The 14,022-nt window shown below is 64.5% G+C and carries 14 protein-coding genes; 9 read left to right on the top strand and 5 right to left on the bottom strand.

Annotation, left to right across the window (positions count from 1 at the left end):
* The first annotated feature begins 9 nt into the window (after window positions 1-9).
* Genes E3T39_RS06795 through ccsB form a run of 4 tightly spaced genes read left to right on the top strand, consistent with a single transcriptional unit; the run spans window position 10 to window position 4,107 of the window.
* Entirely contained in the window at window positions 10-621 is a 612-nt protein-coding gene (locus E3T39_RS06795) for a TlpA family protein disulfide reductase (RefSeq protein ID WP_241979551.1), read from the top strand.
* Window positions 618-1,379, top strand: coding sequence for a cytochrome c biogenesis CcdA family protein (locus E3T39_RS06790; protein WP_134513925.1), 762 nt, complete (start codon window positions 618-620; stop codon window positions 1,377-1,379). The genes E3T39_RS06795 and E3T39_RS06790 overlap by 4 nt, the downstream gene beginning before the upstream one ends.
* Window positions 1,363-3,027 (top strand): cytochrome c biogenesis protein ResB, encoded by a 1,665-nt coding sequence (resB, locus tag E3T39_RS06785; protein WP_134514004.1) that lies wholly within the window; start codon window positions 1,363-1,365, stop codon window positions 3,025-3,027. The genes E3T39_RS06790 and resB overlap by 17 nt, the downstream gene beginning before the upstream one ends.
* Window positions 3,028-3,042: 15 nt before the next feature.
* A complete protein-coding gene (gene ccsB, locus E3T39_RS06780; protein WP_420898150.1) occupies window positions 3,043-4,107 on the top strand; it encodes a c-type cytochrome biogenesis protein CcsB in 1,065 nt (354 codons plus the stop codon).
* Window positions 4,108-4,191: 84 nt separating this feature from the next.
* Here the strand turns inward: ccsB and E3T39_RS06775 are convergent, their stop codons facing one another.
* From E3T39_RS06775 to E3T39_RS06760, 4 genes are read right to left on the bottom strand one after another with little or no spacing between them, the layout of a single operon-like run.
* Window positions 4,192-5,175: an o-succinylbenzoate synthase gene (locus E3T39_RS06775; RefSeq protein ID WP_134513924.1), complete on the bottom strand. Its 984-nt coding sequence runs from the start codon at window positions 5,173-5,175 to the stop codon at window positions 4,192-4,194.
* 47 nt (window positions 5,176-5,222) lie between these two features.
* Complete coding sequence (locus E3T39_RS06770; protein ID WP_134513923.1) at window positions 5,223-5,474, bottom strand: hypothetical protein; 252 nt, start codon at window positions 5,472-5,474, stop codon at window positions 5,223-5,225.
* On the bottom strand, window positions 5,471-5,806 hold the full coding sequence (locus tag E3T39_RS06765; protein WP_134513922.1) for a DUF7882 family protein: 336 nt from the start codon (window positions 5,804-5,806) through the stop codon (window positions 5,471-5,473). The genes E3T39_RS06770 and E3T39_RS06765 overlap by 4 nt, the downstream gene beginning before the upstream one ends.
* A 39-nt stretch (window positions 5,807-5,845) precedes the next feature.
* Entirely contained in the window at window positions 5,846-6,799 is a 954-nt protein-coding gene (locus E3T39_RS06760) for a sigma-70 family RNA polymerase sigma factor (RefSeq protein WP_134513921.1), read from the bottom strand.
* Between the two features lie 276 nt (window positions 6,800-7,075).
* On the opposite strand from E3T39_RS06760, the gene E3T39_RS06755 reads away from it, so the two are divergent.
* The 5 genes from E3T39_RS06755 to E3T39_RS06735 all read left to right on the top strand — a co-directional run bounded on the left by E3T39_RS06755 (window position 7,076) and on the right by E3T39_RS06735 (window position 13,687).
* On the top strand, window positions 7,076-8,221 hold the full coding sequence (locus E3T39_RS06755; RefSeq protein ID WP_241979550.1) for an AMP-binding protein: 1,146 nt from the start codon (window positions 7,076-7,078) through the stop codon (window positions 8,219-8,221).
* Window positions 8,222-8,522: 301 nt separating this feature from the next.
* Entirely contained in the window at window positions 8,523-9,062 is a 540-nt protein-coding gene (locus E3T39_RS06750) for a hypothetical protein (protein WP_134513920.1), read from the top strand.
* A 45-nt stretch (window positions 9,063-9,107) separates the two neighbouring features.
* Window positions 9,108-11,576 (top strand): ice-binding family protein, encoded by a 2,469-nt coding sequence (locus E3T39_RS06745; RefSeq protein WP_166784069.1) that lies wholly within the window; start codon window positions 9,108-9,110, stop codon window positions 11,574-11,576.
* Window positions 11,577-11,584: 8 nt separating this feature from the next.
* The gene (locus tag E3T39_RS06740) at window positions 11,585-12,634 is read left to right on the top strand and encodes a peptidase (RefSeq protein ID WP_174845096.1); all 1,050 of its coding nucleotides are present in this window, start codon (window positions 11,585-11,587) and stop codon (window positions 12,632-12,634) included.
* Between the two features lie 69 nt (window positions 12,635-12,703).
* Window positions 12,704-13,687 (top strand): 1,4-dihydroxy-2-naphthoate polyprenyltransferase, encoded by a 984-nt coding sequence (locus tag E3T39_RS06735; RefSeq protein WP_134514001.1) that lies wholly within the window; start codon window positions 12,704-12,706, stop codon window positions 13,685-13,687.
* Here the strand turns inward: E3T39_RS06735 and E3T39_RS06730 are convergent.
* Window positions 13,661-13,960 (bottom strand): DUF4229 domain-containing protein, encoded by a 300-nt coding sequence (locus tag E3T39_RS06730; RefSeq protein ID WP_134513918.1) that lies wholly within the window; start codon window positions 13,958-13,960, stop codon window positions 13,661-13,663. The genes E3T39_RS06735 and E3T39_RS06730 overlap by 27 nt on opposite strands.
* Window positions 13,961-14,022 lie beyond the last annotated feature (62 nt).

The following is a 14,022-nucleotide window of genomic DNA, read 5'->3' as shown; positions in this document are numbered from 1 at the left end:
CGCCGCCGCGTGAACCAACGCCGCCGCCTCGCCCCGCTGCTGGCCGGACTGGCCGCGGCTGCGCTGCTACTCTCGGGCTGCTCGTCTGACCCGCTCGCGGATCAGTACCGGGAAGGTTCAAACAAGGGTTTCATCGCCGGTGACGGCAGCGTCACCGAGATCGCCCTCGCCGACCGCGGTGAGGCCATCGAGTTCTCCGGCGTGACAGAGACGGGCGAGACGGTGACGAGCGACGCCTCGCTCGGCGAAGTTCTCGTGGTCAATTTCTGGTACGCGAGCTGTGCACCGTGCCGCGCCGAGGCATCCGACCTGCAAAGCCTCAACGCGCAATTCGAAAACGAGGGCGCAAGCTTTCTCGGCGTCAACGTGCGTGACCAGGCCCCGAACGCCATCGCCTTTAACGAGACGTACAGCGTGACCTACCCCTCGGTTCTCGACGTTGATACCGGCGCCATGCAGCTCGCGTTCAGTGGCAGCATTCCGCCGAACGCGGTGCCGACCACTCTGGTGCTCGACGCCGAGGGGCGGGTCGCGGCGCGCATTCTGGGCCAGGTCACCTCGCCCTCCATCCTGGAGACCCTCATTCGGGACACGATCGCGGAGACTGGCACGACCGAGTGAACAATCCCTTCGGAGAGATCGTTTTTAGCGGCCAGCTGCTCTTCGCTATTCCCATCGCACTCCTCGCCGGCCTCGTATCGTTCGCCTCACCGTGCATCCTGCCGCTCGTTCCCGGGTACCTCGCCTACATCGGCGGCTTTACCGACGGACGCACCGGTGCGTCCAAGCGTGACCGTCGCGGCCGCACCCGGCTCCTGGCCGGGGTTGGTCTGTTCGTGCTCGGCTTTACCGTGGTGTTCGTGCTCACCGGCGTCGTCTTCGGTGCCGCCGGATTCTGGCTCAACTCCTATCGCGACCTGATCACGCGCCTCGCCGGCGTGGTGGTCATTCTGCTGGGCCTCGTCTTCATCGGGCAGTTCGGGGCCATGCAGCGCACCATCAAGACCAACTGGCGCCCCAAAATGGGTCTCGCAGGTGCCCCCGTGCTCGGTGCGGTCTTCGCGGTGGGCTGGACGCCGTGCACCGGTCCCACCCTCACCGCCATCAACTCCCTCAGCCTTGGCACCGGCTCTCCCTGGCAGGGCGGTCTGCTGGCCCTCTTCTATTCTCTCGGCCTCGGAATTCCCTTCCTCGTGATCGCCCTTGGCTTCAACTGGGCCACCGGTTCGGTTGCATTCCTTAAACGGCATATTCGTGCCATCAACCTGTTCGGCGGCGTTCTGCTCGTCGTCATCGGAGTACTCATGGTGAGCGGTATCTGGAACACCTGGCTCCTCGATTTGCAAGGGGTGATTGGCAGCTTTGTCCCGGCCATCTGACCACTACGATTCCCGCCCGCAGGGTGTCGTGCAGCCCAAGCTCGGACTGACCGGCTGGCTTCGCTGGTTCTGGCGTCAGCTCACGAGCATGCGTACCGCCCTGTTCCTGCTGCTCATGCTCGCCATCGCGGCCATTCCCGGATCGCTCGTGCCCCAGCGCAGCTCCGACCCGAACGGTGTCACCCAGTACTTCGCCGACAACGCCGACCTGGCACCGATTCTCGACAAACTGCAAGCCTTCGACGTCTACACCTCGGCCTGGTTCTCGTCGATCTACCTGCTGCTGTTCATTTCGCTCATCGGCTGCGTCATTCCGCGCACCAAACATCACTTCCAGGCCCTACGAGCCAAGCCGCCGACCACGCCTGCCCGCCTCGGGCGCCTGTCCGGTTTCACTACGCGAGACGCGCCGGAGCAGACGGATGCCCGCGACGCCATCACGCACGCCCGCGCCCTCCTGAAATCCAGCGGCTACCGCGTAGTCCGCTTTGATTCCGACACCGAGTCATCCGTTTCGGCGGAGCGTGGCTACCTGCGGGAGACCGGCAACCTCGTCTTTCACGCTGCGCTCGTGGGCATTCTGGTTACCGCTGGATTCGGCGGCGGCTATGGTTTTGCCGGCCAACGAGTGATCGTCGAGGGGCAGACCTTTGTGAACACGCTGCTCGCCTACGACTCCTTTAACCCGGGACGGTTCTTCGACGACACCACGCTCGACCCCTACACGCTGAGTCTCGATGACTTCTCGGTCTCCTACGAACAACAGAATCTGCAGGCCTACGGCCAGCCGATCGACTTCACCGCCGACGTGACCGTCACGCCTAAGGGTGAGTCGGCTGAGCCCGGCGTCGTCAAGGTCAATGGACCGCTGCGCACCAACGGAACGAGCATCTACCTGCTCGGCAACGGGTACGCACCGACCATTCAGGTCACGGCCCCCGACGGTACCGTCGTTTTTTCAGACTCTGTGCCGTTCTTGCCGCAGGACGCCAATCTCACCTCGCTCGGCATCGTGAAAGTACCCGACGGCCTGTCCGAACAGCTCGGCATGATCGGTTTCTTCTATCCCACGCAAGACAAAGCGGCTTCCGGCGCGAACTTCTCGAGCTACCCTGACTTGGAATATCCGCTGCTCACTCTGAACGTCTATACCGGTGACCTCGGTCTCGATGCCGGCGTGCCAACATCCGTTTATTCGCTCGTCACCGATACCCTGACCCGGCAGACCGGCGGCAAGACCGGCGTTGCCTCGATCGAGCTGAAGCCGGGTGCATCGGCCGAGCTGCCGGGCGACCTCGGCACCGTCAGCTTCGTCGACAACAATCCGGCCGCATCGGCGGCCGGCGATTTCACCCAGTCGGTTCCGCGCTTCGCAAGCTTCGACATTCATCACGACCCCACACAGATTTGGCTCCTTTCCTTCTCAATGCTCGTGCTGTTCGGCCTGTTCACCGGGCTGCTCGTGCCGCGTCGCCGCGTTTGGGTAAAGGCAACGACCGGAATCGACGGAACCGTGCATCTCGAATACGCGGGCCTCGCCCGGGGCGACGACCCTGCTCTCGAAGCCGCCATCACGAATGTGGCTGACCGTCACCTTAAACTGTTGAAAACCCACCAACCCGTCGTCGCGAACCCCGAATCGATTTAGGCTTACATCGTGAATCTGACTGACACCGCACTGCTCAACTCGTACTCGCTCTACGCGCTGTATTCGGCGATGGCCGTCTATGCCCTCGCTTTCATCGCTTTCGCAGTCGACCTCGCGCGTCGTTCGAGCGCCGTGGGTGCGATGGAATCCGACCTGACTACAGTGGACGCCGCTTCTTCCGTCGGCAGCGCGGTATCCGCTGCCCGCACCAGCACCAGCACCCTCGAACGACCGGCCGTGAAGCGGCCCGTGCTGTCGCGCATCAGCGCCCGGATGGACGCCGACGCGGCGCTGCCGTACGGCCGCTCGGCGAGCCTGCGCGTGGGAGTAGCCCTCACCGTGCTGGCCTGGGCGCTGCATCTCGCTGCTACCATCATGCGCGGCTTCGCGGCCGACCGGGTGCCGTGGGCGAACATGTACGAGTTCGCGCTGACGGGCACGCTGCTCATCATGACGGTGTTCCTGATCGTGCTGATCCGCTCCGACCTGCGTTTTCTCGGAACCTTCGTCACCGGTCTCGTGCTTGTGCTGCTCGGCGTGGCAGCCCTGCAGTTCTATGTGGAGGTTGCCCCACTGCCGCCGGCACTGCAATCGGCCTGGCTGGTCATCCACGTGTTCGTGGCGTCGTTGGCCACCGGGATGTTCGCACTCGGCTTCGCGCTGTCGACCGTGCAACTGCTGCAGTTCCGGCGCGAAAACAGGGTCCTCGACGCCGCAGCCGCGCCATCCGGTCTGCGCCTGCGATTTTTGGCCACCCTGCCGTCATCGGCGACACTGGAAAACCTGGCCTACCGCATCAACATCATCGGCTTCATTCTGTGGACCTTCACCCTCATGGCCGGCTCGATTTGGGCCGAACAGGCATGGGGACGGTACTGGGGCTGGGACACCAAAGAGGTGTGGACCTTCATCATCTGGGTCATCTACGCCGGCTACATCCACGCCCGGGCAACCCGCGGCTGGCGCGGGTCACGCTCGGCCTGGCTGGCGATCATCGGCTTTTCCGCTGTCATGTTCAACTTCGGCATCGTCAACGTGTTTTTCAAGGGCCTGCACGCCTACTCGGGCCTCCCTCTCTAACCCCGCAGTCACGCAAAAGGGGCTGAATAGTTGCTTCGACCTGGCTGCAGCAACTAATCACCCGCGCTCGCGATCGATTTCGGCTTACTCGGCGGCGACGAGCGCGTGCGTACGCGCGAGACGAGCGAGCCACCAGTCGCGACGCTCGGGGCTGGCCGCGTGCTGGTCGAGTAGAGCGGCATCCGGTGCGACCCGGCGCACCGGGATAGCACCGTCAACCGGGAGCAGCGGCTCGCCCGTGACATCCTCGGCGAGCAGCGAGGCGGTGCCGAGGCCGCAGTCGAAGTACAGCCCGGGAACGGATGCTGCGAGGTGCGCGCCCATCGACAGCCCGATCGACGTGTCGAGAGCGCTGGAGACCACGACCGGCAGTCCGGTCTGGCCAATGATCGACAGTGCGGCTCGAATGCCGCCAAGCGGCTGGGCCTTAATCACCAGAATGTCGGCAGCACCGGCCCGGGCCACAGCGAGCGGGTCGCCGCTCTTGCGTACACTCTCGTCGGCGGCGATCGGCACGCTCAGGTAGGTGGTGCGGTGGCGGATCTCGGCGAGTTCCGGCACGCTCATGCAGGGCTGCTCGACGTACTCAAGATCGAAAGCGCTCAGCGCGTGAATGGCGTGTTCGGCTTCGTCCACGTTCCACAGGCCGTTCGCATCGATGCGGATGCGGCCTTCCGGACCGAGTACGCGACGCACCTCGGCCACTCGGGCGACATCGTCGGCCAGGGTTTGATCCGGGCTGGCGACCTTCACCTTTGCCGTGCGACAGCCGGGAAAACGTGCGAGCACCTCGGCGACTTTACCCGCTGGCACGGCCGGTACGGTGGCGTTGACCGGAATGCTCGTGCGCAGGGCGTGCGGCGTGCTCTGCCAGCCGAAGTCGATGGCGGCTCGCAACCAGTTGGCGGCCTCGGCATCGTCGTATTCCACGAACGGGGAGAACTCGGTCCAGCCCTCTGGACCTTCCAGCAGCAGTGCCTCCCGGCTGTCCAGCCCGCGGAACCGGTCGAACAGTTTCAGGGAGACGACGTGCGCGGAACCGAGTAACTCATCCAGTGAGGGCATCATGGTTCCAGTGTGTCAGCCTCCGGCTGGGTAGACGGCCAGAGGCGTCGCTAATCCTGCTCGTACAGGTCGTTGCCGTCGTGATCGTGGTCGAAGCCGTGCCTAACGCCGACTATGGCGATAGGAATGCCGGGTGCGATGAGCAGGTAAGCGTCTTGAAAACGGCCCTCACCACTGTTCACTCGCAACCAATACGGAAGCCCCGCGGCGAGAGCGCCGTCGATCTCGATCTGGATTGATTCGATGGAACGGCCGCTGAGCGAATATGGTTTGGCGTCATAGACGATGTCGATGCGGTTCAAGGTTCGTCCTTCAGGACGCTCAACTGCACGGCCGGGGAGCTGGGTTCCGGAACGATCTGCAATCCGCCGGAGGAGTTTGCCGTCGCCATGAGCGCTTCGATCCACTCGCGGTTAAGCGTGGGCGAACGGCTGCCGAAATACTTGTAAGCGAGGGGGATGCCGGGGTGGAGCCAGATCGTGCTGCGTCCGTCGCCAGCCTGCGGGTCGTCCCGCCAGGTGAAGTAGAACGACTCCCCGCGGCGCAGCTTGGCACCGATCACAACCTGAATGTGGGCGAGCACACGATCGTCGAAGTCCGCGGTAAGGGTCGAGTCGTAGGTCAGTTTTCCCATGTCGCGCTCCTGCTGGCGTGTAATCGATGCGGTGGGCGTTTAGTCCCGCAAATAATGCTCCAACCGTGGCACGTGCAGCAGGGCGAGGGCGCGCTTTTCAATCTGGCGTACTCGCTCCCGGGTGACGCCCTCAATGTGGGCGATCTGGTCCAGGGTGCGCGGTTCGTTACCGTCGAGGCCGAACCTGGCTCGCAAAATGGAACGTTCCCGAGGGGGCAGTGTGTCGAGGAAGTAGCGGATGTCTGCCGCGCGCAGCGTCAGCGTAGCGTGTTCGTCGGGCTGGGGGAGGTCGTCATCGATGATCAGTTCGGCCATATCGCCGGCACCGTCACCGACCGGAGTGTGCAGGGAGATCGGTTCGTTGTCGTATTGCAGTAGACGCAGCACGTCACGCACGGGAAGCTGGGCGGCTTCGCCGATTTCACGTGCCGTGGGGTCACGGTCGAGCACGCTGGTCAGGTCGCGCCGGATGCGCTTGATCTTGTTGAGCTTTTCGGCGGTGTGCACCGGGATGCGGATCATGCGGGACTTGTCGGCCATGCCGCGGTGGATTGCCTGGCGGATCCACCAAGTGGCGTAGGTGGAGAATTTGTAGCCGGTCATGAAGTCGTACTTCTCAACGGCACGAACGAGCCCCATGTTGCCGTCCTGCACGAGGTCCATGATGGGCACTCCGCGGCCGGAATAGTGCTTGGCAATGCTCACGACCAAACGCAGGTTGGCCTCGATGAACTGATTCTTGGCGCGGCGCCCGTCGTGCATGAGCCAGGCCAGTTCGCGCTCGTCGGCCGAGTCACGGTTGCCGTCGCCCAGCAGCCTGGCCTCAGCAAAGAGCCCGACCTCGATGCGGCGCGCCAAGTCGACTTCCTGCTCCGCGTTGAGCAGGGTCCCCTTGCCGATGCGGCGCAGGTAGTCGCCGAAAGCATCGGTTGATGCGGCGGCGTAGGTACCCGGCGAGGCTGTTCGGCGAGGCGCCTGAACGGTGGTGGTCATGGTTGTGAGCCCTCGCATATGCGTTCCATGCCGTGCGTGATGTTCATGGCGACCTCCCCGTACTTTCCAAGTCATTAGTCCACCCCCGAACGGGGTGGAGGACAAGGGGTTGACTTCTTGCTCGGTCCACATTACCTGAGGTTTTTTCGTCTTCTCAACCCCTAATCTTGCGGGTTGGAAAATTCGAAAAGCAGATGCTGGCGCCGCGTAGGCTGACACCATGGCTGAACGGGTGTGCGACCCCTCCTCGGGGGACTGTAGCGACGCAGCGGCACCGTGGTGAGGCCGCTGCGAACCCTCGTGCCGGAGCATCCGCCCGCCTTTCTCGCCGCGTTGAGGGATGCGCTCGCGGGCAACGGACCGGCATTGTTGCCGTCGCCGTTGCCGACGGGCGGTCAAGTGATTCTCGATGATGTGCCGAAACGGGTCGCGGTCGTGATCGAAACCTCCGGGTCGACCGGCACGCCGAAACGGGTCATGCTCGCCACCAACGCCCTGCTGGCTGGCGCTGCGGCCTCGGCCGTCGCCCTCGGCGGGGCTGGACAGTGGCTGCTCGCTCTGCCCCTGCACTACATCGCCGGGGTGCAGGTGCTCGTGCGCTCGATCGCCGCCGAAACCACCCCCCTCATGCTGCCGCCGGGCCACTTCGATCCCCAGGGCTTTTGTCGGCTGGCCGAGACCATGACCGAGCCGCTACGCTACACCGCGCTGGTACCGGTGCAGCTGGCCCGCCTGCTCGACGCGGCGGATGACCCGGCCCTGCTGGCCGTGCTGCGTCGCTTCACCGCGATTTTGGTTGGCGGGCAGGCGATCAGGGCTGATCTCATCGCTCGGGCAGCCGAACTCGACGTGCGAGTCGTGCGCACCTACGGATCGTCGGAGACTGCTGGCGGCTGCGTGTACAACGGGACTCCGATCGGCGACACCCTCGTGCGCGTGGTTGACGGGCAGCTGGAGCTTTCTGGCGCGGTGCTCGCCGAAGGGTACCTTGGCGATGCCGAACGCACCGCCGACCGATTCATCGTTGAACACGGCGTGCGCTGGTATCGCACCGGGGATCTCGGCGAAATTGACCCGATCAATGGCCGAGTCACGGTGTTTGGCCGGGCCGACAACGTGATCATCTCCGGAGGCGAAAAGGTATCGCTCGACGCCGTCGAACGCATCGTCCGGTCACTGCCGGGGTTGGACCAGGCCGTCGTGGTCGGCGGCGACGACGTGCAATGGGGGCAGGTCCCGGTCGTGGTGTTGGCCGGGGGGGCAGGCGTGGCGACGGATTTGGCGGGAGTGGCGGCATCCGTCGTTCCCGTTCTGGGTCGGGCCGCGCGACCGACCCGCATTGTGGTGGTGACGGCAATTCCACTGCTCCCCTCGGGTAAACCCGATCGCCTTGCCCTGGTGACTCTGGCAAAACGCCGATAGGGCGCAGCTGAAGCGCACTCGTCTGCCGGTGGAACGAGTGCTGCGGGGCGGCACTGAGTCCGTGAAGCGCCCGTGACTTGCCGCTCGCGGAGGTCAGGCGTGCGCCGACCACAGCGACTATACCAATGCATCAAAACATGAGGATTACCCCACTATTGGGGATCACGGGGATGGGAACCGTGGCGGGACGGCGCAATAGTCTGTCCTCATAAAAGGGGACCGACCTTCTTGGGTCGGTTGTTCCCCCCTCCACTCACAGGGGGGAAATCCGTGACCCGGACCCCCAGGAAGAGAGCTACATATGGATTTGAAAACACGCGCGCTCGTGGCAGCTGCCGGTGTGGGAATTCTCACGTTGGGCATCGCGCTGCCAGCCTCGGCAGCGAGTTCCGGAACGACGACCGCCACGGTCACCGTGGACGGTGGGGTCCTGGCAATCTCCGTGCCGACGTCCGCAGGAAACCTCGGCACTCGCGCCAACACGGTCGACGGCGGAACGATCAGTGGCTCACTGGGAGCTGTCAAGGTCAGCGATGCTCGCAGCGCTGCTGCGGGTTCCGGTTGGATTGCCAGCGTCATCTCGACCGCCTTCACCCCGCCATCAGGCCCGACCATTGCCGCCAGCTACGTGGGCTACACGGCCGGAACCATCGGCAAGTTCGGAACGGCCTCGTACCTGGCTAACGATCCGGCCAACCTGACCGGAGTCTCTGCAGCGGTGACCGCCAGCGGAATTACCGGCGACAATGCCGCGTCCTGGAATCCGACGATCAACGTGGGAATCCCCGGCGGCACGGTCGCAGCTGTCTACTCGGCTACGATCACCCACTCGGTTCTCTAACTCCTAGGAACCGGACACAATATGTTGGAGCGGGGAGCACGGTTCATGAGCCAGGCGACGATCTTCAGGGTCGCCGTCTGGTCGAGCGCGATCCTTGTGCTGAGCCTGCTGCCCGCCCCGGCACCGGCCAGCGCGGCGGCGCCGGTGGCGTCGTTGGGCTCCGCCGCCGGCTTTTCGGTGTCAACCGAGGCGGATTCCGCCGAGGCGTCGCTGGCGGACCTGACTGTTGCACTCACGGTGCCAGGCACGGAGCTACCGGTAGAAGGAGAACAGTTGGCTCTGGCCGACGTGACGGACCCGGCAGGGAACGTCACCGGCCCGAACGCAGCCGTCACGCTTGAGGCGACGCGCACGGTACCGCTCGGCCTGGCGGGTCCCTACTCGGTGCTTGGCGGGTCGGTATCTAGCGCCGGCGAGACCGCCCTGACCGGCGAATTGGGGGTGAGCCCGGCGGGCGCGATCACTGGTGCCCCGATCACGAGCGCCGGCGTGCACGTCAATGACGAGTCCGCAGGCCTGGCGAACGCCGCCGTTACGCTCGCTTACGCCGATGCGGCCGCTCGCCCGACGCTGCACAGCATCGCTGGCGATCTCGCAGCGACCACCCTGACCGCCGGTGTCTACCACGCGGCCGCCGCCATCTCGTTGAGCGGAACACTGACGTTGGACGGCCGGGGGGATCCAACGTCGGTCTTTATCATTCAGGTGGGCGCGGCCCTCTCGACGGCCGCGTCGAGCCAGATTGCCCTGGTTAATGGCGCGCAGGCGTCGAATGTTTTTTGGCAGGTCCTTGGCGCGGTGTCGTTGGGGGCGAATTCCCTGTTTTCTGGCACGATTGTCGCCCTCGGAGCGATAGCTATCGGAGCGAACGCGACCGTACGGGGCCGGGCGTTGTCGCCTACGGGGGCCATCGCCCTGAACGCGAACCGAGTGCGCTTCACCAATACCGCCGCGCCAATCGTCGTGATCTCTCCGGGGGCGCTGGGCTATACGAATCTAACCACGCCCATAATTTCGGGCACGACGAGTGCCGCGGCCGGGTCTATGGTTCGGGTCACGATCGATGGCGCAACTCAGCAGACATCCGTTCAGGCCGGCGGAACATGGACGGTGACCGCGCCGACCCTGGCCGTTGGCCCACACAACGTCGTGGTGACAATCACGGATGAGTTTGCAGTCGTCGGCACCGCCACTCAGTCATTGATCGCGGACCGCACTGCGCCGGTCGTGACAATCACGCCGGGATCGACGAACCGGGCGACGACGGCGCGGCCCAGGACTTCGGGAACAACGGATGCCACGCCCGGAACGTTTGTCACGGTGAAAATCGCCGACCAGATCCTGACGACGACCGTTCAGAGCGGTGGGCTGTGGAGCGTGCTGGCAGCCACTCTGGTCGATGGAACGCATCAGGTTCTGGCCCAGATCACCGATCTTGCCGGCAACACGGGCGCGGCAACCCAGGCTTTGACGGTGGATTCCAAGACCTATCCGGTTCCGCTTGGTGCCGCGGCGAGTTTTTCTGTCCTGACTGGAACGGCGGTGACAAGCACGGGCGTGACAACCTTGAGCGGGGATCTCGGGGTAGGCCCAGGGGGCTTGATCGTGGGATTCCCCCCGGGAATCGTCACGGGTGCCACGCACGCCGGCGACCCCCAGGCAGCACTCGCTGTGCCTGACCTGTTGGTCGCCTACCAGGACGCCGCGGGTCGCACCGCAACCGGAGCCTTCGCCGGGGATCAGAACGGCCGGACATTCACCGCGGGCGTTTATCACACGGCCGCCGCGTTTGCGCTCACCGGGGCCCTGACCCTGGACGCCCAGAACGACCCCAGCGCCGTCTTCATCTTTCAAGTCGACGCCGCGCTGAATACTGCTGCGGCAAGCCAGATCAAACTGATCAATGGGGCTCAGGCTTCCAATGTGTTCTGGCAGGTGCTCGGAGCCGCTGGCACCGGTGCAAATTCATCGTTCGTCGGCACAATTCTGGCCCTCGGGGCGATCACTGTGGGCGCTGGCGCAGTTGTCGATGGTCGCGTGCTGTCTTACGCGGCCACGATCACCCTCGCCGCAAACACCTTTACCCTCACCGATAATGCTGGGTTGCTCACTATCTCCGTGCCGACGGGTGCCGGCAACCTTGGCACGCGGGCAAACGTGGTCGGTGGCGGAACGATCAGCGGCCAACTCGGGTCGGTGAAGGTGACGGATTCGCGAACTCTCAGCACGGTCGGTTGGGTCGCGAGTGTCACAGCCACCGCCCTGGTCGCCCAGCCCGGGCAATCCATTCCGGCCAGCGCGATCAGTTACGCCGCTGGCACGATCGGCCGGGATGGCAGGGCAACCTACACGGCCAATGCTGGGGGCAATCTCACGGATGCGTCGCCAGCGGTCACCGCCAGCGGCGTCGTCGGGTACAACAGGGCCAGCTGGGACCCAACAATCACGGTGGCCGTGCCCAGCGGTAGTTCTGCCGGCGTTTACTCGTTCACCATCACCCATTCCGTGCTTTAGGAGCCTCCTTGCGAATACAACCCGTCGTCGCTGTCGTCCTTGCTGTCATTGTCGGTCTGCTAGTACCGTCCGTACCGTCCGCCCAGGCGGCGGGGAGTTCGGCGCCAGCCGGCAGTATCGGACTACGGCTCCTGGACATTCCGGCCAACGCGACTGATGACCCGCGCGCGCGCCTCTATATCGTTGACCACGTCGCTCCCGGAGCGGTCATTGAGCGCCGGATCGACGTGGCGAACGGTTTGCCAGACGCGACGACGATCAACCTGTATTCCGGTGCGGCAAGCATCACCGCTGGCGCCTTCCTCGGTGCCGAAGGCAAGACCCCCAACGACCTGTCCACCTGGACCTCGGTCGATCGTGAATCGCCCACCGTACCTGCCGGTGGAAGTGTGACAGCTACGGTGACCATCACGGTTCCCGCGGATGCCGCACCCGGCGAACAATACGGCGTGGTCTGGGCAGAGGTGAGCGCCCCGCCCACAAGTGGAGATGGTGTGACTGTTGTCAACCGGGTCGGGATTAGAATCTACCTCTCTGTCGGGCCGGGGGGAGCGCCCGCGGCCGACTTCCTGGTCGGCTCCCTCACCGCCGCGCGATCGGCCGACGGTCAACCCACGGTCGTCGCGTCGGTCCAAAACACCGGTGGGCGGGCTCTTGACGTGTTCGGCACCCTGCAGTTGATGGACGGCCCCGGCGGGCTCAGCGCCGGCCCATTTCCGGTCGTCCTCGGCACAACCGTGGGCATCGGTGACACCGAACCGGTCACGATTGTTTTGGACAAGGAGGTACCGGACGGCCCCTGGGATGCCACGATCACCCTGCACAGCGGGCTCCTGGAACGAAGCGCGAATGCGACGATCACCTTCCCTGACGCCGGCACAGCGGCCGCGGTACCACTGGAGTCTGGACCGCCCGGGTGGCTGTATCTCGCCATTATTGGTCTGCTGTTGCTGTTGATCATCATCGCTCTTCTCGTATGGCGGCGGCGTCGGCGCGACGATGACTCAGATGACCGGGCGGCCATCGGCTATGGCGTCGTGCCAGCGGACGCCTACTAACATGGGGGCGTGGCACAAGGAGCTCGGCCGGTCAGGCCCAAACAACAACGATTGAACCCCACGGCGAAGATGGCGGGCGCTAATACGGGTGGCACAGCGGGTGGCCGCAGCAGCAAATCCGGCCACCCGGCGTATAAGTCCGGACCGCCCCGCAAAGGGCCGGCCAGGGTCAAACCAGCCACGGCCTCCGACTGGGTGTCGGGCGCACGCCTGCGCACTCTGCCGCTCGCCATTGCTCCGGTACTCCTCGGTACCGGTGCCGCGATCGTGGCGAGTGGACCCGGCGTTTACCATCCGGTGCGCGCGTTGCTCGCACTTGCCGTGGCGCTGTTCCTGCAGATCGGCGTCAACTATGCCAATGACTATTCCGACGGCATCCGAGGCACCGACGCCTTTCGGATTGGACCAGCTCGGCTCACCGGCGGCGGCGTCGCCAACCCGCGCACCGTGCTGCGCGTGGCCTTGACCTTTTTTGGCCTCGCTGCCACGGCTGGTATCACGCTCGTCATTCTGACCCAGCACTGGTGGCTGTTGCTCGTTGGCGTTGTGGCCCTCGCCGCAGCGTGGTTCTATACCGGCGGCAAGAAGCCCTACGGCTACCTGGGCCTCGGTGAAGTGTTCGTTTTCGTATTCTTTGGTCTCGTAGCTACCGCGGGCACGACCTATGTGCAGGTCGGCGACTTCACCACCGAGAGCGTTCTCGGTGGTGTGGCGATGGGGTTGATCGCCTGTGCCGTGCTCATGGTCAACAACCTGCGTGACATCGTGCCAGATAAGGCAGCCGGCAAGCGTACCTTCGCGGTGCGAATCGGAAGTACGGCCTCCCGGGTCGTCTTCTGCATCTTCTTGTTGCTGCCGTTCGTGATCGCGGGTCTTTTCAGCCTGGTCTATCCGCTCGGAATCTTCACGTTCTTCGTGCTGCTGCTGGCATTGCCGGCCTGCCTCATCACGATCACCGCCACGTCGGCGAAAGAACTCATCCTCGCCCTCAAGCTAACGAGCCTCGCGGCGCTCGCCTATGGCCTGCTACTGGGACTTGCTTTCGCGTTCTGACTTCGTGTGCTCCTGGGCATTCATTAGCGAGTCCTCGATCTCGGAATCCGGGTTCACCGTCTGCTTGTCGGGGTGCCGCGCCTGGTAGAGGTCGCGGGCAACACTTTCGCGCGACTTGCCCAGCAGAAGATAGGACAGGCACAGGCCGACCAACGCGGCGATTACAGCGGACGCCCAAGGCCACAACCCCAGGGACAGCAGAATTGCCAGCGGTGCGGCAAACATTAAGACGCGCAACACGGAGTAGTACAACCAAGGGGGCACGAATTTCATAGATCCAGCTTAGAATGCCGCGGCTGGGTAGGCGCACATGTCTCTCACGGTCAAGCGCCTTA

The sequence above is a fragment of the Cryobacterium suzukii genome, from assembly GCF_004403185.1.
Classification (GTDB): Bacteria; Actinomycetota; Actinomycetes; order Actinomycetales; family Microbacteriaceae; genus Cryobacterium; species Cryobacterium suzukii.
This window is presented reverse-complemented; position numbering and strand designations above follow the sequence as displayed.